The following is a 20,233-nucleotide window of genomic DNA, read 5'->3' as shown; positions in this document are numbered from 1 at the left end:
CCGGTCGCGCCCATGTCGCGCGCCCCACGATCTGATGAAGATGGAGAGTTGATCATGGCTTTTGAACTGCCGCCGCTGCCCTACGAGAAAAACGCCCTCGAGCCGCACATTTCCGCCGAGACTCTGGAATACCATCACGGCAAGCATCACAACGCCTACGTGGTGAACCTGAACAACCTGATTCCGGGTACCGAGTTCGAAGGCAAGAGCCTGGAAGAGATCGTCAAGACTTCCTCCGGCGGCATCTTCAACAACGCAGCCCAGGTGTGGAACCACACCTTCTACTGGAACTGCATGAAGCCCCAGGGTGGCGGTCAGCCGACCGGTGCCCTGGCCGACGCCATCAACGCCGCCTTCGGCTCCTTCGACAAGTTCAAGGAAGAGTTCACCAAGGTCGCCATCGGCACCTTCGGCTCCGGCTGGGCCTGGCTGGTGAAGAAGGCCGACGGCTCCCTGGCCCTGGCCAGCACCATCGGCGCTGGCAACCCGCTGACCTCCGGCGACACTCCGCTGCTGACCTGCGACGTCTGGGAACACGCCTACTACATCGACTACCGCAACCTGCGTCCGAAGTACGTCGAAGCGTTCTGGAACCTGGTGAACTGGGACTTCGTGGCCGCCAACTACGCCGCCTGATCCCCTGCTTGCCGCAGAAAACCCGACTCCGGTCGGGTTTTCTCGTTTCTGGCGGCGAAAAAGCCATCCCGCACTGCAAAATAACCAGTTTTTGACGTCTTCTCCAGGCGCGCCAATACTTGACCGAGGCGGTATTCCACCAGGACACCCATGTGAAGCCGGCTCCGCGCAACAGCCTGTCCCTCAAACTGCTACGTGTGGTACTACTCTGTGCCCTTCTGCTCGGACTGCTGTTCAGTTGTGTCCAGATCGCCTTCGAACTGCAGAAGACTCACCAGCAGATCGATCTCGAGGCCCAACGGATCCTCGCCATGTTCCGTGCCCCCTCGTCCCAGGCGCTCCACAGCCTGGACCGGGACACGGGCCAGCAGGTCATCGAGGGCCTGCTGCAGCATGAAGCCATCACTTCGGCCAGCATCGCCCCGGCCTCCGGCATCCCCCTCGCCGAGCGCTCCCGCGAGTTGCAGGCCTCCCCCTCCCGGGTCCTGACCGATGCACTGCTCGGACGCGAGCAGCAGTTCGGCACTCCGCTGTTCGACCTTCCCCCGGACAACGCACGCCATGGCGACCTGCACATCAGCCTGGACACCGCCACCTACGGCCATGACTTCCTGATCCGCGCGCAGCTCATTCTCCTCTCCGGCCTGCTGCACGCCGTCTTGCTGGCGATGCTGCTCTACCTGATCTATCAACGGCTGCTGAGCAAACCGCTGGACAGGATCATCGCCAATCTGGCGCAGATCGACCCGGAATATCCCGGCGCCCGGCAACTGCCCATGCTGGAGGGCAACGAGAGGAACGAGCTGGGCCTGTGGATCCGCACCGCCAACCAGTTGCTCGCCTCCATCGAGCGCAACACGCGCCTGCGCCACGAGGCGGAGTACAGCCTGCAGCGCATGGCCTACTACGACGTCCTCACCGGCCTGCCCAACCGCCAGCATCTGCTGCGCCTGCTCGGCCAGGTCCTGCTGGATGCGCGACGCCACCAGCGGCGAGTCGCCGTGCTCTGCGTGGGACTGGACGATTTCAAGTCGATCAACGAGCAATTCTGCTACCGGTTCGGCGACGAGCTGCTGCTGGCCCTGGCCGACCGCCTGCGCAGCCACGATACCGCCCCCGGAGCCCTGGCGCGCCTGGGCGGCGACCGCTTCGTGCTGGTCCGCGCCGATATCGACGAGCCCTACATGGCCGCCGAGCTGGCTCAGGGCATTCTCGACGACCTGGAGGTCCCCTTTCGTCTGGAGCAGCAGGACGTCCACCTGCATGCCAGCATCGGCATCACCCTCTACCCCGAGGACGGCCGCTCTCCCGAGAAGCTGCTGCAGAAGGCCGAGCAAACCATGACCCTGGCCAAGCGCTCGCACAGCCGCTATCAGTTCTACATCGCCAGCGTCGACCGGGAGATGCGCTATCGGCGCGAACTGGAGAAGGACCTGCGCGAGGCCCTGGCGCGCGGCGAGCTGCAACTGCTCTACCAGCCGCAACTGAACTACCGGAGCCAGCGGGTGGAAGGCGTCGAAGCCCTGCTGCGCTGGCGCCATCCGCGCCACGGCCTGGTGCCGCCGGACCAGTTCGTGCTGCTGGCCGAACACAGCGGCAGCATCATCCCCATCGGCGAATGGGTTCTCGAGCAGGCCTGCCGGCAGTTGCGGGAATGGCATGACCAGGGTTTCAGCGAACTGCACATGGCGGTCAACCTGTCCGCCGTGCAACTGCGCCACGATGGTCTGCCGCGCCTGATCGATCGGCTGCTGCGCACCTACCGGCTGCCTGCCGGCAGCCTGGAGCTGGAGGTCACCGAAACCAGCCTGATGGAGGACATCCAGGTCGCCGCCCGGCATCTGCGCAGCCTGCGCCGCTGCGGCGCACGGATCGCCATCGACGACTTCGGCACCGGCTACTCCTCGCTGAGCTACCTGAAGAGCCTTCCTCTGGACAAGATCAAGATCGACAAGAGCTTCGTCCTGGACCTGCTCAACGACGACGACCACGATGCCGGCACCATCATCCGCACCATCATCCAACTGGCCCGCAACCTGGGCAAGCAGGTGACCGCCGAAGGCGTGGAAACCGCTGCGCAGGAGGCCTACCTGGTGAGCCAGGACTGCCACGAGGGGCAGGGCTACCTGTACAGCAAGCCACTGCCAGCGGTGGAGCTGGCCGCCTTCATCCGCCAGGCACAGCTGCGCCAGGCTCCCGTCAGCTGACTCCCGGCGGCCAGAACAGCGGCGATCGACCTCGGTTCGCTTTTCAAAAATGCAAATCCTTCGCATTATAACCGCAACCGCGCATTGCGCCCCGCCGACACTGCCGCAAGGACTTTCAGCATGCCCCGCATTCCCCTGGCTACCGCCAGCCTGCTCGCCGTCGCCATCTCGCTCGCCGGCTGCGATGACAAAAAGGAACCAGCGTCCAGCCAGACCGTCGCCCCGGCAGCCATTGCTCCCGCCGCCACAGCGCAGACCGACGAGGCTGCTGCCAGGGCAGTGGTGACGCATTACGCCGATCTGGCACTGGCCGTGTACAGCGACGCCCTGAGCAGCGCCAAGGCCCTGCAGCAGGCGGTCGACGCCCTGCTCGCCAAGCCGGACACCGACACCCTGCAGGCAGCCCGCGAAGCTTGGATTGCCGCACGCGTCCCCTACATGCAGAGCGAGGTGTTCCGCTTCGGCAACCCGGTGGTGGACGAATGGGAGGGCCAGCTCAACGCCTGGCCGCTGGACGAGGGGCTGATCGACTATGTCGCCGCCGACTACCAGCACGCCCTCGGCAATCCCGGCGCCACCGCCAACATCGTCGCCAACACCGAGATCCAGGTGGGCGAGGAGAAGGTCGACGTCACCGAGATCAGCGGTGAAACCCTGGCCAGCCTCAACGAACTGGCCGGCTCGGAAGCCAACGTGGCCACCGGTTACCACGCCATCGAGTTCCTGCTCTGGGGCCAGGATCTGAACGGCACCGCTCCCGGTGCCGGCCAGCGCCCGGCCAGCGACTACCTGGCCGGCGAGGGCTGCAGCGGCGGCCACTGCGAGCGCCGCCGCGCCTACCTCAAGGCGGTCACCGACCTGCTGGTCAGCGATCTGGCGTACATGGTCGGCCAGTGGCAGCCCCAGGCGGCCGACAACTACCGCGCCAGCCTTGAACAGGAATCGGCCGCCAACGGCCTGCGCAAGATGCTCTTCGGCATGGGCAGCCTGTCCCTCGGCGAATTGGCCGGCGAGCGCATGAAGGTGCCGCTGGAAGCCAACTCCACCGAGGACGAGCAGGACTGCTTCAGCGACAACACCCACAACGCGCACTTCTACAACGGCAAGGGCATCCGCAATGTCTACCTGGGCGAATACCGCAGGCTCGACGGCAGCCTGCTGAGCGGTCCGAGCCTGTCGTCGCTGGTCGCCAAGGCCGACGCCCGGGCCGACGCCACTCTCAAGGCCGATCTCGAGGCCAGCGAGGCGCGTCTGCAGGCCCTGGTCGACAGCGCCGCCAAGGGCCGGCACTTCGATCAGCTGATCGCCGCCGACAATGCCGCCGGGCAGCAATTGGTGCGCGACGCCATCGCCGCGCTGGTCAAGCAGACCGCCTCCATCGAGCAGGCTGCGGCCCGGCTGGGCATCGGCGACCTGAGTCCGGACAGCGCCGACCACAACTTCTGACCCTCCGCCGCACGCCGGGCGCGGGACATCACCGCGCCCTCGCCTGGAACGCCGTCGATGCCGTCACCGCTTCATCGTCTTACCCTGCTGCTGGTGCTCGGCCTCGGCGCCTGCGACGGACAGTCGCCGGACTTCAGCCGGGCCGAGCCCGGCGAAGCCCTGTCGGCCGGCGGTGCCACCGTCCAGCGCAGCGACCGGGACGCCTTCGCCCAGCCCTCGGCCAACCTGACGTCTGCGCAGCGCATGGACTTCGCCGTCGGCAACAGCTTCTTCCGCAAGCCCTGGGTCAGCGCCCCCTCCAGCACCACCGCACGCGACGGGCTAGGTCCGCTGTTCAATACCAACGCCTGCCAGAACTGCCACATCCGCGACGGCCGCGGCCACCCGCCGGAGGCGCAGGCGGACAATGCCGTGTCCCTGCTGGTGCGCCTGTCGATCCCGGCGACACCGGAGACCGCGCACCTCGCCGAACGTCTCGGCGTGGTTCCCGAACCGGTCTACGGCAACCAGCTGCAGGACATGGCGGTGCCCGGCGTGCCCCCGGAGGCCCGGGTACGCCTGAGGTATGAGCCCCACAGCCTGCGCTTCGCCGACGGTTTCCAAGTGGAACTGCGCCGGCCCCGACTGCAGCTCGACCGCCTGGGCTACGGCGCGCTGCATCCCGACACGCGCTTTTCCCTGCGCATCGCTCCGCCGATGATCGGCCTCGGCCTGCTGGAGGCGATTCCCGAAGCCGCCATTCTTGCCAAGGCCGATCCCGACGACGCCGATGGCGATGGCATCTCCGGTCGCCCCAACCGGGTCCGCGACCACACCACCCAGAGCACCGCCCTCGGCCGCTTCGGCTGGAAGGCCGGACAACCGAACCTCAACCAGCAGAACGCCGACGCCTTCTTCAACGACCTGGGCCTTTCCACCCGCCTGCTGTCCGGCAGCAGCTGCACTCCGGCCCAGACCGCCTGCCTGACCAGCGCCGACGGAGGGAGACCGGAGGTCGACGATCACCTGCTCGCTCGCGTGCTGTTCTACACCCGCCACCTGGGCGTGCCGGCCCGACGAGCCGTGGACGACCCACAGGTGCTGGCCGGCAAGGCATTGTTCCATCGCGCAGGCTGCGCGCGCTGCCACATTCCCACGTTCGTGACCGCTGCGGATACCGCCGAACCGGAGCTGGCCAACCAGAAGATCCACCCCTACAGCGACCTTCTGCTGCATGACATGGGCGACGGTCTGGCCGACAATCGTGCGGAATTCGAGGCCAGCGGCCGCGAATGGCGGACTCCGCCGCTGTGGGGACTCGGCCTGACGCAACGGGTCGGCGGCCACACCCGGCTCCTCCATGACGGCCGGGCGCGCAATCCGCTGGAAGCGATCCTCTGGCATGCTGGCGAAGCGCAACCGGCCCGGGACCGGGTCCTGACCTTCGACGCCGGCCAGCGTGCGGCACTCCTGGCCTTCCTGAACTCCCTCTGAAAAGGAACCGAAGCATGTTCCGCAGTACCCCCCTCCTCCTTGCCCTGACCGGCCTTCTGCTCGGTGCCTGTACGCCCAAGGAGCCCGATCAGCAGACCAGCATCGCCCTGACCGACGGCGTGCTGCTGCCGGCCTACAGCACCTGGACCGAAGCCGACCGCCAGCTGGCGGCCAGCGCCCTGTCCTTCTGCGCCGGCAACGAGGACCTGCAGCAGGCGCGGCAGACCTTTCTGACCGCCCAGAACGGTTGGGCCGCCCTGCAGCCCCTGCTGTTCGGACCGCTCGCCGAGGGCAACCTGAGCTGGCAGGTGCAGTTCTGGCCGGACAAGAAAAACCTGGTCGCCCGCCAGGTCGAAAGCCTGCTGCAGCAGAAGCCGGCGCTGACCCAGGCCGACCTGGACCAGGCCAGCGTGGTGGTCAAGGGCCTCAGCGCCTACGAATACCTGCTCTTCGACAAGAACCTGGACCTCGCCGATGCCTCCCAGCGCCAGCGCTACTGTCCGCTGCTGATCGCCATCGGCAAGCACCAGCAGACCCTCTCCGCGGCAATCCTCCAGCAATGGCAGGGAGATGCCGGCATGGCCGCACAGCTGAAGCGCTTCCCCAACAGCCGTTACGCCGATGCCAAGGAGGCCATCGCCGAGATCCTGCGCGCCGAGGTCACCGCCCTCGACGCCCTCAAGAAGAAGCTCGGCACCCCGCTCGGCCGGCAGAGCAAGGGCGTGCCGCAGCCGCTGCAGGCCGAGTCCTGGCGCAGCCAGTCCACGCTCTCGAACCTCGCCGCCAGCCTGGCGACGGCCGAGCGCCTGTGGCTCGGCGTCAAGCAGGATGGCATCCGCAGCCTGCTCGACGAGGATCAGGCAGAACTCGCCCGGCGCCTCGACCAGGCCTTCGGCGACAGCCGCGGCCAGCTTGCCGCCCTGCAGCGTCCGTTCGACGAACTGCTCGCCGACAAGGCCGGGCGCGATCAGTTGAATGCCCTCTACGACAGCCTCGACCGCCTGCATCGCCTGCACGAGCGCGAGCTCGCCAAGGCGCTCGACATTCAGCTCGGCTTCAACGCCCATGACGGCGATTGAGGATGACGATGAAGCGACGCACCCTGCTCACCGGCGGTGGCGCCCTGCTCGCCGCAGCCGCTCTGGGTAGCTGGCGCCTGACATCCGGCAACCGCCAGCCGCTGCTGCTTTCCGCCCGCGACGACGCCGACGGCCATCACTATGCGGTCGGCTACCGGCTGGACGGCAGCCAGGTCTTCGTTATCCGGGTGACCGAGCGCTGCCATGACGTGGTGCCGCACCCGCGTCTGCCGTTGGCATTGTTCGTCGGCCGCCGGCCGAGCCGCGAGAGCTACCTCGTCGATATTCGCGACGGCCGTCTGCTGCAGACGCTGGCCACTCCCGCCGACCGGCACTTCTACGGACACGGCGTGTTCCACGCCGGTGGGGAGTGGTTCTACAGCACCGAGAACGATACCCGCGAACCCGGCCGCGGGGTGGTCGGCGTCTATCGCCTGCAGGCGGATCGCCTGCAGCGTGTGGCTGAGCATTCAAGCCACGGCATAGGCCCGCACCAGTTGCTGTGGATGCCCGACGGCGAGACGCTGGTGGTGGCCAACGGCGGCATTCGCACCGAAGCCGACAGCCGCGAGAAAATGAACCTCGACGCCATGGAGCCGAGCCTGGTGCTGATGCGTCGTGACGGCGTCCTGCTCGGCAGGGAGCAACTGCCCGAGCGGATGAACAGCGTGCGTCATCTGGCCGTGGCCGGCGATGGCACCGTGGTCACCGGCCAGCAGTACGAGGGAGACCCGCAGGATACCGTGCCGCTGCTGGCGATCAAGCGACCCGGCCAGGCCTTCCAGGCCTTTCCCCTCGGCGAGGCCCAGCGCCGGGCGATGAACCAGTACACCGCCAGCGTGGCGATCCACAGCGACCTGCGCCTGCTGGCCGTGACTGCGCCACGCGGCAACCGGGTATTCGTCTGGGATCTGGATACCACCGAGCTGCGCCTGGATGTGCCACTGGCCGACTGCGCCGGCGTCGCCGCGGTCGCCGACGGTTTTGTCGTCAGCTCCGGGCAGAGCCGCTGCCGGCTGTTCGACTGCCGCCGCTCCCAGATCGAAATCCGCCACCTGGAGCTGCCGGCGGGACTCTGGGACAACCATCTGCGGCTGGCCTGATGCCAATGAGAGGCAAAGTGACCATCGAATGCCTCGGCTTACTTTGATCGACCGCCTGTCAGCTTTGACTATCAGCTTTTAAGCTTACAGAGCCCGATCTGGGCAAACCCAACCCTCAAGGATTGAAGCGTGTTGTATCCGGCTCGCCCGAAGGCCTGCCGGATGACCGAGCTTCTTGGAAAGGAATCCAAGCGATGCGCCATCTGCGGCCTCTGTTTGCCCTGTGCACCTCCCTGCCTGTCTGTAGCGTCTTTGCGGCCATAGCTCCCGATGCAGGCCGTCTGATCCAGGACATCGAATCCGTACCACTATCCATCCCCGCCCCCCAGCGCCTTGACCTGACCCTGCCGGACAACGGCAACGGTCAGGCAGCCCCTGGCGGTCCGAAACTGACCGTGAAGGGATTTCGCCTCAGCGGCAACCAGGCCATTCCGAGCAGCGAGCTCCTGCCCCTGCTCGACAACCTGAAGGGCCGCGACCTCGGTCTCGGCGAATTGCAACAGGCCGCACGGCGTCTCTCCAACCACTATCGCCAGCGCGGCTATCCGCTTGCCCGCGCCTACCTGCCGCCGCAGGAGATCGAGCAGGGCATTGTCGAGATCGCCCTGCTCGAAGGCCGTTACGGCCAGGTCCGTCTGCAGAACGGCTCGCGCGTCAGCGACCGTGTCCTCAGGGGGCCGCTCTCCTCCCTGGAGAATGGAACTGCGGTCGAGGCCAGGGAGCTCGAGCGCAGCCTGCTGCTGCTGCAGGACACGCCCGGCGTGGAGGTCAAGTCCACCCTGCGTCCCGGCACCAGCGTCGGCACCACGGATCTTGTCGTCGAGACCCGCCCGGCCCGGCTGGTGAGTGGTTCGATCGATGCAGACAACTACGGCAACCGCTTCATGGGTCAGAATCGTCTGGGCCTCACCCTCAACCTGAACAGCCCGCTGGGGCTGGGCGACCTGCTGACCCTGCGCGGCATGCGCTCCGACGAGGACCAGAACTACCAGCGCGTCAGCTATCAGCTGCCGGTCGGCCCGGCCGGGACCCAGGTCGGCGTGGCCTACTCCGACATGGACTACGAGCTGTCCAAGGATTTCGACGAACTGGATGCCCACGGCAATGCGCGCATCGCCACGGCCTTCGTGCTGCAGCCGCTGATCCGCAGCCGCGCATTCAACCTCTACGGCCACCTGCAGTTCGAGGACAAGTTCCTCGAGGACGATATCGACCTGTTCTCCAGCCGCAGCGACAAGCGCCTGCGCAACTGGAGCGCGACCCTCAGCGGCAACGCCCACGACAGCCTGGGTGGCGGCGGCGTCACCAGCTTCGCCCTGACCTATACCCATGGCGACCTGAACATCGACAGCGGCGACGTGGAACGACTGGATGCGGCCACGGCCCGCACCCAGGGCACCTTCAACAAGTGGAACCCGGCCATTCTGCGCCTGCAGCGTCTGACCGAACGCCTCAGCCTCTACACCCATCTGCAGGCCCAACTCAGCGACGGCAACCTCGACTCCGCGGAAAAGTTCTGGCTTGGCGGCCCCTATGGCGTGCGCGCCTACCCGCAGGGCGAAGCTACCGGCGACCAGGGCTGGCTGGCCAACGTCGAGCTGCGCTACGCCCTGACCCCGACCTGGCAGCTCTCCACCTTCGTGGACCACGGAGAGGTACGCCTTAACGAGGACACCTGGGACGACGGCGAAAACCACCGCCGCCTTTCCGGCGCCGGGGTCGGTGTCAACTGGAACGACCATGGCTGGCGGATCAGTGCCGTCTCCGCCTGGAAGCTCGGCAGCGAGCGCACCGAGAGCGATGTCAACCGCACACCACGCGTCTGGGTTCAGTTGGTCCGCTATTTTTAAACCGAGCGGCATGCGCCTCATCGCCGAGCAGGCAGTACGGCCTTAGCGCACCGATCATGTCCGCAGTCGTACGTACGCCCATCGGAAGGGGACACGCCAATCATGAACAGGATCTTCAACGTCGTCTGGAGTCATGCGCAAAACACCTGGATCGTCACCAGCGAGCATGCCGACAAGCGCGGCAAATCCGGCAGGCTGCGCCTGCCAGTCCTTGCCCTCTGCCTCTCGCCGCTGTCCCTGCTGGCCGCCGACCTTCCCGAGGGCGGACAGATCGTCCTGGGTAGCGGCGCCATCGGCACACCCGCAGGCAACCACCTGCAGATCCAGCAGAGCAGTCAGAAGATGGCCATCGACTGGCAGACCTTCAACATCGGCGCGGACAAGAGCGTTACCTTCCAGCAGCCGAACAGCAGCGCCATTGCCCTGAACCGGGTGATTGGCAGCGATGGCAGCGCCATCCTCGGCAAGCTGGATGCGAATGGCCAGGTGTTCCTGATCAACCCCAACGGCATCCTCTTCGGCCCGGGCGCCAGCGTGAATGTCGGCGGACTGGTCGCATCGACGCTGGACCTCGGCAACGAAGACTTCGAGGCCGGCAACTACCGCTTCAAGGGTAACGGTCATCATCTGGCCGGCGTCAGCAACCAGGGCAACATCACTGCCAGCGACGGCGGGGCTGTGGCCCTGCTCGGTGGCCAGGTCAGCAATGACGGAGTCATCCAGGCGAAGCTGGGCACGGTCGCCCTGGCCGCCGGCAGCCAGATCACCCTCGACTTCGCCGGCGACGGCCTGCTCAATGTTCAGGTCGACCAGGTCGCCGCCGACGCCCTGGCCCGCAACGGCAACCTGATCAAGGCCGATGGCGGCACGGTGCTCATGACCGCCAGGAGCAGCGACACCCTGCTGAAGACCGTGGTCAACAACGAGGGGGTCATCGAGGCGCAGACCCTGGGCAGCAGGAACGGCAAGATCGCCCTGCTCGGCGACATGGACCTGGGCATCGTCCAGGTCGGCGGCACCCTGGACGCTTCGGCTCCGGACGGGGGCGACGGCGGCTTCATCGAAACCAGCGGCGCCACGGTGCGGGTCGCCGACACGGCCAGGGTGACCACCAAGGCCAGCACGGGCAAGACCGGCACCTGGCGCATCGACCCGAGCAACTTCACCATCGGCGCCGGCAGTTCCCTTACCGGCAGCAACATCGATGCCGCTACCCTGTCCACCAACCTGGCGACCACCAACGTCGAAGTGGCCACCGGCAACAGCGGCGCGGAACCCGGCGACATCAACGTCAACGCCGCCGTCGGCTGGGATGCCGGCACCACGCTGACCCTGAGCGCCTACAACGACATCAACATCAATGCCGACATTAGCGCCACGGGCAACGGTGCAGGCCTGGCGCTGAACCATGGGAGCAATGCCACCTACCGCCTGCTCAACGGCTCCAGCATCACCCTTTCCGGTAGCGGCGCCGGCTTCTCCGTGAACGGCGATGCCTATACCGTGATCCAGACCCTTGCCGCCCTGCAGGGGGTCGGCAGCAGCGATCTCGGCGGTCGCTACGTGCTGGGCAACGACATCGCTGCCAGCGACACTGGCAACTGGAGTTCGGGAGCCGGCTTCGAACCGATCGGCAGCGCCAGTACTCCATTCACGGGCATCTTCGATGGGCTGGGTCATGTGATTTCCGGACTGACCATCAACCGGCCAACGACCGACAACGTCGGTCTGTTCGGCGCGACGCAGAGCGCGACGATACGCCAGCTGGGCTTGTCCGGGGCCAGCATCAATGGCCTGAACTACGCCGGCAGCCTCGTGGGCCAGGCCACCTCAGGCACCATCGAGGCCGTCTACGCCACCGGCAGCGTCAGCGGCTACCAGTACGTCGGCGGACTGGCGGGCAGCAACAGCGGCCTTGTCGCCAACAGCCACAGCATCGGCAACATCATCGGGATGAACAACCTGGGCGGCCTGGGCGGCAGCAATGGCGGCCAGCTCATCAACACCTATGCCGTCGCCCAAACCAGCGGACCGGGATCGAATATCGGTGGACTGGTGGGCCACAACACAGGGGTACTCCTGGGTAACTTTGCCGTTGGCAACACCCTTGGAAACCTCAACGTCGGTGGATTGGTGGGTGGCAATGACGGCGGGATCGTCGCAGGAAACTACAGCGCCGGACTGGTCACCGGAAACATCAATATTGGCGGGCTGGTCGGTACCAATACCGCAGGCATCGTCGCCGGCAACTACAGCAACGCAGTCGTCAATGGGAATACCAACGTCGGCGGTCTCGTAGGACTCAACCTCGGAGGGCTGGTGGCCGGTGGCGGCGTCGGCGTCGGCACCCTGGGCGAGCTGGCCAGCCTGTTCGGACTCGACGGCAGCGTGCTGCTCGCCAGCGGCTACAGCATCGGCAACCTGACGAGTATCGCCACCGGCATCGGACTGCCGGGATTCGATGACAGCACCCTACTCGCCGGCAGCTACGGGCTGGGCAGCCTGGGCGGCATCATGACCCTGGACGGCCTGAAGGCCCACATCGAAAGCCATCTGGCGGCAGCCGGCAATCACCTCGTAGGGCTGGACCCCTTCGCCAACCTGTCCGCGTTCGACAGCAGCCTTCTGGAGGGCTATGCGGACCTGCTCGGCAGTGTTCACGGGTACACCAATGTCGGCGGACTGGTCGGCGCCAATGAAGCCGGCATCGTCGCCGGCAGTCACAACTTCGGCAACACCTATGGCTATAACAACGTCGGTGGACTGGTCGGCTCCAGCAGCGGCCTGGTCTTCGGCAACAGTGCTTCGGGCTCGGTCATGGGCCTGGAGCAGAACGCGGGCGGACTGGTCGGCTACAACAGCGGCACGGTCAAGGTCAACTACGCCACGGGCGCCGTCGCCGGCAAGAACAGGGTCGGCGGCCTGGTGGGCCTCAACAGTGGCAGCATGGATACCAACTATGCCGCAGGAAATGTCGTCATCGATACGGCCTCGGGAGGTGACGCAGGCGGCTTGGTGGGCGCGAACAGCGGCAGCATCGAGAACAGCTTCGCCACCGGCCATGTCTCCAGCGCCTCCGCCCGCAGTGGTGGACTGGCCGGCTCCAACGCCGGACTGATCGCCAACACCTACGCTACCGGCGGCGTTTCCGGCACCAGCGAAGTCGGCGGTCTGGTGGGTTACAACGGCGGCAGCATCGATACCAGCTATGCCATCGGCACCGTCTCCGGCACCAGCAGCAACGTCGGAGCCCTGCTGGGCTACAACGGCGGCAGCCTCAGCAGAAGCTACTGGAATGCCACTATGGCCGGCAGTCTGCCCGGTATCGGCGATGGGGACCTCAGCGGAGCCAGTGGACTGACCGGCGAGCAGATGATGCAAATGTCCAGCTATGCCGGCTGGGACATCTCCAACATTGGGGGCAGCAGTGCAGTCTGGCGAATCTACGAAGGCCACACCACTCCCCTGCTGCGCGCCTTCATGACGCCGCTGACGATCACCACCGACGATGTGACCATCACCTACGACGGTACCGTATGGTCCGGAGGAAGCGGCTACACGACCGGCTCGATAACCCCGAACTTCTGGCACCGTTCCCCCAAGGTCAACCACAACCTGATCTACGGCGCCATCAATACCAGCCAGCCGGCGCGCAATGCCGGCACCTACGCGATCGACGACGGCCTCTACTCCAGCCAGTTGGGTTACGACATCAGCTACGATCCCGGCACCCTGACCATCCAGAAGGCTCTGTTGATCCTGAGCGCCAGCTCGGACAGCAAGACCTATGATGGCACCACCACCTCCAGAGGCACGGTCGGAGCCAATGGCCTCGCTACTGGCGATACGGTTTCGGCAACCCAGAAATACGATTCGGCTGAAGTCGGCGAACGCACTCTGCTGGTGAGTGAAGTCACCATCGAGGACGGCAATGACGGAAACAACTACGAGGTGATTCGCCAAAGCGCCAACGGCACCATTCGCGCCGCCACGGACAATGGTGGCGGTGACGGAGGCACCGGCGGCGGTGGCAACGGCGGCAATAACGGCGGCGGTGGAACCGGTGACAACGGCGGCGGAACTGGAGGCAGCGGAGATGGCGGCAACGGTGGAGCCGGAGGCGGCGGCAATGACAACCCGGGCGGTGAGGATAACCTTGTCCGGCTATCACCTGCCTATCTGGCTGTCTTGGCTACCAGGGAACCCTGCAGAACGGCAGACCAGCGATTGGATATTCGCCAACGCTACCGCTGCCCGATCATGAACGACAATCCAGATCAGGCAGCAATCGAGGCAACTCCCTATACGATCGAAGATGGAGGCCTGCGCCTACCGGAAGGAATCTGACCGACGCAACGCGGTCGGCTTCCCTGGCTGGCCGCGACAAACTCCACACCGCCATGCCTGCACCGAACCGTACGGCCCACGGCGATGCCGGAAGCGGTCCAGGCGAACGGCCCGGCAGCGCGTTTCCCCTTGGCTTGGATAGCCGAGAGCTGTATATCCGGGTCCCGCCAGGGCTGGGCTAAATTTCACTTAGACTTTCGAACAAAAGACCTTGAGTTAACCAGCCGTACAAGCCAGTATGACGCTCAAGCAATGGCACAGCTTCTCACGAAGCTGCGTTATGAAATCAGCTGGCGCCTGCTGGCAGCCAGCTGATGATAAGGGAACGCATGCACAGCTGAATCATCAGTTGTATGCTTTCAGGCCCTGCGACAGACCGAATAGAAGCAACATCAGATCCTGATCGGGGCGGGTTTGAGTGGCGCCTCTGGCATTGGGAGGCAACGGGCAGTGATCGAGGCCGCTTTTGACGCTGATCACACCAGGTGCTGGCTCGTGCCAAGCTGCCACAGCCAGGGAAGCAACGGCCAAGGAACCTACAAAAAAAAGACCCCGTGCGAGTGCTAGTTTCATTCTTGTCATCCCCTGCTTGTGTTTGCTGACGAACACACTTAACACGTTAGATCACCCACAGACCTGTTGCCTTGATCCATGGCAACAAAAAGCCGGGTGGTAGGGGGCATGCACCGCCTGTGCCTGCCTTGGCACAGTCTTGAGCTCACTCAGACAGAGGCCTACCTCCAACGCTCGACGACCATGGCGCTTTTGCCTTCGTCGCATGTACAGCCAGAGAACAAAGCAAGAAAAGCTCGAAAAATCCGCGTCATGGCCTGTCAGGTATCAAGGAGGCCAAACACTGCTTGATCAGACCGATCGGAGAAAAACAGCGCCTATCCGCATAGGCCGCATTGCCGTTGCGTTTATCTACCCTCCCCCTAAGTACCGTCAAAATGCGTCATGACGGTGCGCCCCGCCAGATAACAGTGCACAAACCGCTCGGATCAATAGGCAGAACACGGCCAAGCACAGGCCTTGCAATGCCTTGCAATGTTGGAAGAGTGGCCCCGACCGCTTAGCTTGATAGGCAGCAGGCCTCTAACCTCAATAAGTTTTCCAATCGCCAGCCAGCCTCCAATCCCATTGGGTCAGGGCCGCCAAGTCGGGCGCATGCCATTCGAGCAATATGGCATCCAGTCTGTTTGACACAGGAGCCCACGCCTACAAGGATACGCATTGAAAAGACGGCTATCGTTTCGCTTGCTTTGCCATGCTGCTGGCTTGCTCTCCTGGCTGCTACCAACTCCTTTTACCAGTGCCGAATCCTTCCAGTTCGCACTGCTTGCCAAACGGATCGATCATCGCTTTTTCATTCAGGCAGGTGAAGGCTGTGCCGAAGCCGCGCAGGCCCAGGGCGATACCTGCCTGCTACTGGGCACTCAAGGCCCCGAACACTTTCGCCAGCAGAATCAGGCTCTGGAACAGGCCCTCACAAGAGACCTGGACGGTATCGCGCTGTCGGTGACCCATTCGAAATGGCTGGCCACCCATGCCTTGCAGCGAGTGGGCAAGACACCACTGATCACCTTCGAATCGGATCTGGAGCCTGCGGAGCAGCATCTGCGCCAAGGCTATGTCGGGCTCGACAACCTGGCCTTCGGCCGGCAGTTGGCCATGCTGATTCAGCGCTTCAGGCCGGAGGGCGGCAGACTGTGCATCCTGACCGGCAGCCCGCGCGACCCCAATCATCAGGAACGGATCCGTGGCATTCGCCAGCAGTTGCGCGGCATCCAGAGCACCAATGAAGGAGTCGGCCGCCTGAACGGACAGAATGGCTGGAGCGAACCGAACCGCTGCCCGCTCTATCGTGCCGAAAATCCGGAGAAGGCCGTGCTCCAGCTTGCTGCCCTGCTGCATGCAGGGCCCGTCGATGCCATCATCAGTACCGGCAGCTGGCCCATCTATGAAGCCCAGGCCTATCGCCAGCACCTGGGTCCGCTGCTTGCCAAGCTCGCGACAAAGGGGGTCAGCCCGGCTATCGTCATCGCGACGAACGAGCCGGATGCAGCACATCGCGCACTGCTCGATGATGGCCTGGTACAGGCCTACCTGAGTCTGGAAGGCCGCGAAATCGGTCGTCAGAGCTACCGAATGATGAAACGCTTGGCGTTAGGCTTGCCCATCCCGGAAAAGATTATCGTCGACAGCCACATCCACTTGCCTAAAACGCGCTCAGAGGCCCCCGCGGAACCTTGAGATGGCCAACTGCCACCTCACACTCCGTACACAACCAGGACGGCATGGGCATGGCTTCTCAGCGTACTCCTGCTCCGCCATACAGATTCCCAGAATACGATGCGATCACCGGCTTCGCGGCATGCATCTGCAAGTCATCAGCCGGCAAGCGCTGCAGGAGACAAACGGCCATTTGCTCGGGGAAGCCTCGGGAAATCACGCGCTCGGCGAGCGAGAGTTCTGGCGGAGGCCATCGAACCGGATCGTCTGCCGATTCCGTAAAGGATGCGGGAGAGGACTTGGCCACAGGGAAATGGAGGCCAGAGGGCGGCGCTTGATCTCGCTTCGCCTCATGACCTTGTATGCCTAAGTTCAAGCTACACGAAAGCATATACGGATGAGCAAGTGAGCATGCAGGCACAAAAAAACCGGCTGTAAGTGCCGGTTTCTCTGGGTTTCAGCGGCGAAGGGAATCGAAGTGACCAGCAATAGCGGTACTCGCAGCCACTTTCAAAGTTCGGGCATACACACAGGCATACAAGGCGCCGGCTGCTGGCCTCTTTTCGGCTGCTTTTTGACCAGTTCCAAGCCCACCAGGATGACGCCCTGCCGGCGCTGGTGATCGTCGTCACTCCCCCGCCTCGGGGTGGTGTTCCCCCGGTGGGGGAGGATCGGCCCGCCCCTCGCGTGCGTGCGCGTACTGCTCGGCATGGGGGCCTCAGATCGGGGCAGCCTTCCAGGCGATCATCCATCAGCAGCCGGCGCGTCGAACATCTCCCGACTTCTCGGGCGATCACCACAAAAGTTTTGTGGTCAGCCCCGCGCACGGCGAACAGCTCCCGAGCTTTCGGGAACTGCCAGCAGGCTGCGGCGGGTAGACCTCCTGAGTTTTCAGGCGATGCCCCAGGCGAGCGCGGGAAGGTACGGCAGGTGTCGGAAAATTTTCCGGCACCCCGCGCAGTCCCTACGCGCACGCGTGGCAGGTAGATCGGCTGAACTTCCAGCTGATGCCCCAGGCGCAGGTGGGTGAGCCCGCTTACAAAAGTTTTGCAACCGTCAGCCCCCATAAGTTTGGGAACTGCCACCAGTCCCAGGCACACGCCGGCGGGTAGCCTCTGCAACGTGAGTTTTCCCGAGTAGCTGCGTCAGCCCCTCATGCAGTCGGGTTCTTCCATTTCAAACGGAGAAACCCAGGCGAAACCCAGCCGAAACCGAGTCGGTTTCCACCGGGGCGGCAATCGGCGAAGTTTTCCGCCGATCACCGAAACCAGCAGCATCAGGGCGGTGATTCCCGCCTTGTTAAGTCGGTTAACGCCTTTCGTTAACGGGGAAATTTTCTCTGCATGGGATCGGGCGCGGTTTACATTTCGGAGCCTCCCGAACTTCAACAGTCCCCCCTCCCACCAGCACCAGGCGCGAACAGGATCAGGCCGGGCCATCGGCTACCCGGATCACTGGCGCGTGCTATTCCGGGATTTTCCCGGCTTTACGCGGGGATGCCTTTGGGTGTGGTCATCATGGTCACCCCTTCGGCCTTACCGTGTTCTCACCGTCCGGCATCACCCTAACCTCACCCTTCGGCCTTGCGGTGATCTTGGGGTGCCTGTTCCGGCCTGCTGTCAGGCGCTTGCGTCACCCCCCGGCCTTGTTGCGATCTTGCTGCGCCCAGGGCTTGACGGCGGGCATTCATGGGGTTGTTTTCGCAAAAGCCGGAATGCCGGCCTTTTAGGGAGTCAAGAAACCCCCGCCTTGCCGTGATCTTGCCGTTCCACCTCACCCCAACCTCACCCTTGCCGCCTTACCGTGTTCTTACCGTTCCCGGCCTCATTCATGGGGTTAATTTCGCAAATCGGCCTTGCGGTGATCTTGGGGTAATCCAGGGCTTGACGCTGGCCTTCCATGGGGTTGGTTCTCGCAAAGCCGGGGCATGACTGTAAACGCGCTTTACAGGCGGCTTGCATGGGGTGTTTTCGCAGACGGGGGTGCCGCCCCGGACTGGCCGGCGATCATTCCCGGCTTTCCGGGCATGTAGAAAGGCCGGATCGAGTAATGCCGGCCAGCCCGACAATTCCCCCTGATTCGGGGTAGCTGGGCGGTGCCGCTCAGGGTGGCCGGCTATGTCCGGTCGTTTCCGCATGGCTACCGGCCTCTGTGCGGCTGCTGGCGCGGCTCCCAGGCAAAACCGGAACCGGAAACAGCCATGCGGGAAATTGCCCGTATGTAGTCCAGGATCGGGGCGCGAATTACCCGCAGGGGGTGGCGGGGGCTGGAAGGACCCATGACGGGGGGCGGGTCACAGCCCTGGCGATGCTCGGCCCGGTGCTGGTCTGGTGCTGGTCTGGTGCTGGTCTGGTGCTGTCATCAGCAGCGCGGCGACAGAGCCGCCTCGGCAACCTTCACATCGCGTTCGATGCTGGCGAGCAGGGCGCGGGCTTCGTCCAGGGCGCGGGCGTCCACCCGCTTGAGCTGTTCTATCTTCTGCTCGAAGGTCCGCCAGTGCATGCCCTTGGGCTTGCGGATGAACTCGGCAGGCAGGGACAGGAACCCCTCATCACAGCCCAGGGCGCGGCGCAGCGTCCATGAGCGGTCACAAGGGGCGTCCCGCTTGCTGGCCTGCTGGCTGCGATAGTTCAGGCGCAGGCAGTGACGGCAGGCGAATATCCGGTGTGCGTACAGCTTCGCCACGCGCCGGCCACAGCAGGGGCATAGGAACCACGGGCGTTCCCCTCCAAGGTGACAGGACGTCCAGGTGATCGGCACAGCGTAGTCCTTCGCCTGGCGCTCGCCCCGGATCGTTACTTGATAACGCAGGCGCACGCGGTCCCGGTTCTCGGCCTCGATGCCGATGGTTGCCACCACGGCGCCCCGTCGCGTCCATTGCCAGTTGCCGCGCCAGCCCGGCACCAGCACGCCAGCACGATGAAGCGCTCGCACGTCCAGGGCGCGGTAGTCCTCGGTCGCGTCCTTCTCCTTGTCTCTGCTCATTGGGCGAACCTAAATCAATTGGAAAGTTTGGTGACTGGAAACCAGCGTGCGTACTCCAGCAGTCGGCTGGTCCGCAGTCCGCACTCACGCGTAGGGGGTTGCGGACTGCGGACTGCGGACTTACCGCTTCAAGTTCGCGGTTCGCACTTGCGCGTAAGGGGGTGCGAACCAACAGTGCGAACTTACCGCTTCACCACGCGGGAGCCGCTGGCGTCGTGGACGGTCAAGTCCGGGCGCTTGACGGTCACAGTGCCGTCCGGCTGGACCATGCGAACCGGTGCGCCGTACAGCGGGCCATGCGGGCTGAACGGATCGGGCAGCGTGCCCTTGGGCGCAGTGCGGATGAAGTGGCCCATGGCCGCGAAACACGCCTCGAACAGCGGACCCTGCTTGAAGTCCTCGCCGCGATGGCTGGCGCTGTCCTCCAGGTTGTGAACGAACACCAGCCCGGACAGATCGTCCACCCCGTCGCGGCGGGCCTGTTCCCGCTCCACGGTGTTGACGTTGAGCAGATCGCACACGGCGTCGAAGCCCAAGGCTTCCATATAGCCGGAATGGTCGCGGATCAGGTCGCCGCCATAGGCCAGCAGCACCGGGCGGACAGCTTCCAGCTGGGCGGCACCATAGTCCCGCGCCTGCTGCTCCAGGGCATCGGCCTGTTGCTTGGTGAACGGCTCGAACGCCCGCAGCTTGGCGGCCTCCCGGCGCAGGGCGCGGCGCTGGTCGTGGATGGCTTCGCGGTAGGCGCAGATACGGCGCAGCACGCGGCGGGCAATGGTCAGGCTGTCGCGTTTGGTGGTGCCCGGCTTCTGCGCGATGCCGGCCAGGATCAGAACGGCTTGAGGGTGGCTCATGGTCATGGATCAGTTCTCCAA

At 64.7% G+C, this 20,233-nt stretch carries 13 protein-coding genes; 9 read left to right on the top strand and 4 right to left on the bottom strand.

Annotated features, from left to right (window positions below; translation table 11 throughout):
* The first annotated feature begins 54 nt into the window (after positions 1 to 54).
* Positions 55 to 636 carry a superoxide dismutase [Fe] gene (gene sodB, locus GCU53_RS19405; RefSeq protein WP_152389062.1) on the top strand — a complete coding sequence of 194 codons (582 nt, stop codon included), beginning with the start codon at positions 55 to 57 and terminating at the stop codon, positions 634 to 636.
* Here the strand turns inward: sodB and GCU53_RS25570 are convergent.
* Positions 624 to 788 (bottom strand): hypothetical protein, encoded by a 165-nt coding sequence (locus GCU53_RS25570; RefSeq protein WP_167520090.1) that lies wholly within the window; start codon positions 786 to 788, stop codon positions 624 to 626. The two genes, sodB and GCU53_RS25570, sit on opposite strands and share 13 nt — an antisense overlap.
* Here GCU53_RS25570 and GCU53_RS19400 point away from each other — a divergent pair, their 5' ends adjacent.
* From GCU53_RS19400 to GCU53_RS19370, 7 genes are all read left to right on the top strand, one after another.
* Positions 789 to 2,843 carry a putative bifunctional diguanylate cyclase/phosphodiesterase gene (locus GCU53_RS19400; protein WP_167520089.1) on the top strand — a complete coding sequence of 685 codons (2,055 nt, stop codon included), beginning with the start codon at positions 789 to 791 and terminating at the stop codon, positions 2,841 to 2,843.
* A 120-nt stretch (positions 2,844 to 2,963) separates the two neighbouring features.
* Complete coding sequence (locus GCU53_RS19395; RefSeq protein ID WP_152389060.1) at positions 2,964 to 4,289, top strand: imelysin family protein; 1,326 nt, start codon at positions 2,964 to 2,966, stop codon at positions 4,287 to 4,289.
* Positions 4,290 to 4,346: 57 nt separating this feature from the next.
* Positions 4,347 to 5,762 carry a di-heme oxidoreductase family protein gene (locus tag GCU53_RS19390; protein ID WP_152389059.1) on the top strand — a complete coding sequence of 472 codons (1,416 nt, stop codon included), beginning with the start codon at positions 4,347 to 4,349 and terminating at the stop codon, positions 5,760 to 5,762.
* Between the two features lie 14 nt (positions 5,763 to 5,776).
* Complete coding sequence (locus tag GCU53_RS19385; RefSeq protein WP_152389058.1) at positions 5,777 to 6,841, top strand: imelysin family protein; 1,065 nt, start codon at positions 5,777 to 5,779, stop codon at positions 6,839 to 6,841.
* 8 nt (positions 6,842 to 6,849) lie between these two features.
* The gene (locus tag GCU53_RS19380) at positions 6,850 to 7,944 is read left to right on the top strand and encodes a DUF1513 domain-containing protein (protein ID WP_152389057.1); all 1,095 of its coding nucleotides are present in this window, start codon (positions 6,850 to 6,852) and stop codon (positions 7,942 to 7,944) included.
* 194 nt (positions 7,945 to 8,138) lie between these two features.
* Positions 8,139 to 9,794, top strand: coding sequence for a ShlB/FhaC/HecB family hemolysin secretion/activation protein (locus tag GCU53_RS19375; RefSeq protein ID WP_152389056.1), 1,656 nt, complete (start codon positions 8,139 to 8,141; stop codon positions 9,792 to 9,794).
* Positions 9,795 to 9,896: 102 nt separating this feature from the next.
* On the top strand, positions 9,897 to 14,141 hold the full coding sequence (locus GCU53_RS19370; protein ID WP_152389055.1) for a two-partner secretion domain-containing protein: 4,245 nt from the start codon (positions 9,897 to 9,899) through the stop codon (positions 14,139 to 14,141).
* A gap of 345 nt (positions 14,142 to 14,486) precedes the next feature.
* Here the strand turns inward: GCU53_RS19370 and GCU53_RS19365 are convergent, their stop codons facing one another.
* A complete protein-coding gene (locus GCU53_RS19365; protein WP_152389054.1) occupies positions 14,487 to 14,714 on the bottom strand; it encodes a hypothetical protein in 228 nt (75 codons plus the stop codon).
* A 660-nt stretch (positions 14,715 to 15,374) separates the two neighbouring features.
* On the opposite strand from GCU53_RS19365, the gene GCU53_RS19360 reads away from it, so the two are divergent.
* Complete coding sequence (locus GCU53_RS19360) at positions 15,375 to 16,394, top strand: substrate-binding domain-containing protein (protein ID WP_152389053.1); 1,020 nt, start codon at positions 15,375 to 15,377, stop codon at positions 16,392 to 16,394.
* 2,340 nt (positions 16,395 to 18,734) lie between these two features.
* Here GCU53_RS19360 and GCU53_RS19355 read toward each other — a convergent pair.
* Entirely contained in the window at positions 18,735 to 19,358 is a 624-nt protein-coding gene (locus GCU53_RS19355; protein WP_244306856.1) for a hypothetical protein, read from the bottom strand.
* A 182-nt stretch (positions 19,359 to 19,540) separates the two neighbouring features.
* Positions 19,541 to 20,218, bottom strand: coding sequence for a hypothetical protein (locus GCU53_RS26250; RefSeq protein WP_244306853.1), 678 nt, complete (start codon positions 20,216 to 20,218; stop codon positions 19,541 to 19,543).
* Positions 20,219 to 20,233: the final 15 nt, after the last annotated feature.

This window comes from Azotobacter salinestris, assembly GCF_009363155.1.
Lineage (GTDB): Bacteria > Pseudomonadota > Gammaproteobacteria > Pseudomonadales > Pseudomonadaceae > Azotobacter > Azotobacter salinestris.
This window is presented reverse-complemented; position numbering and strand designations above follow the sequence as displayed.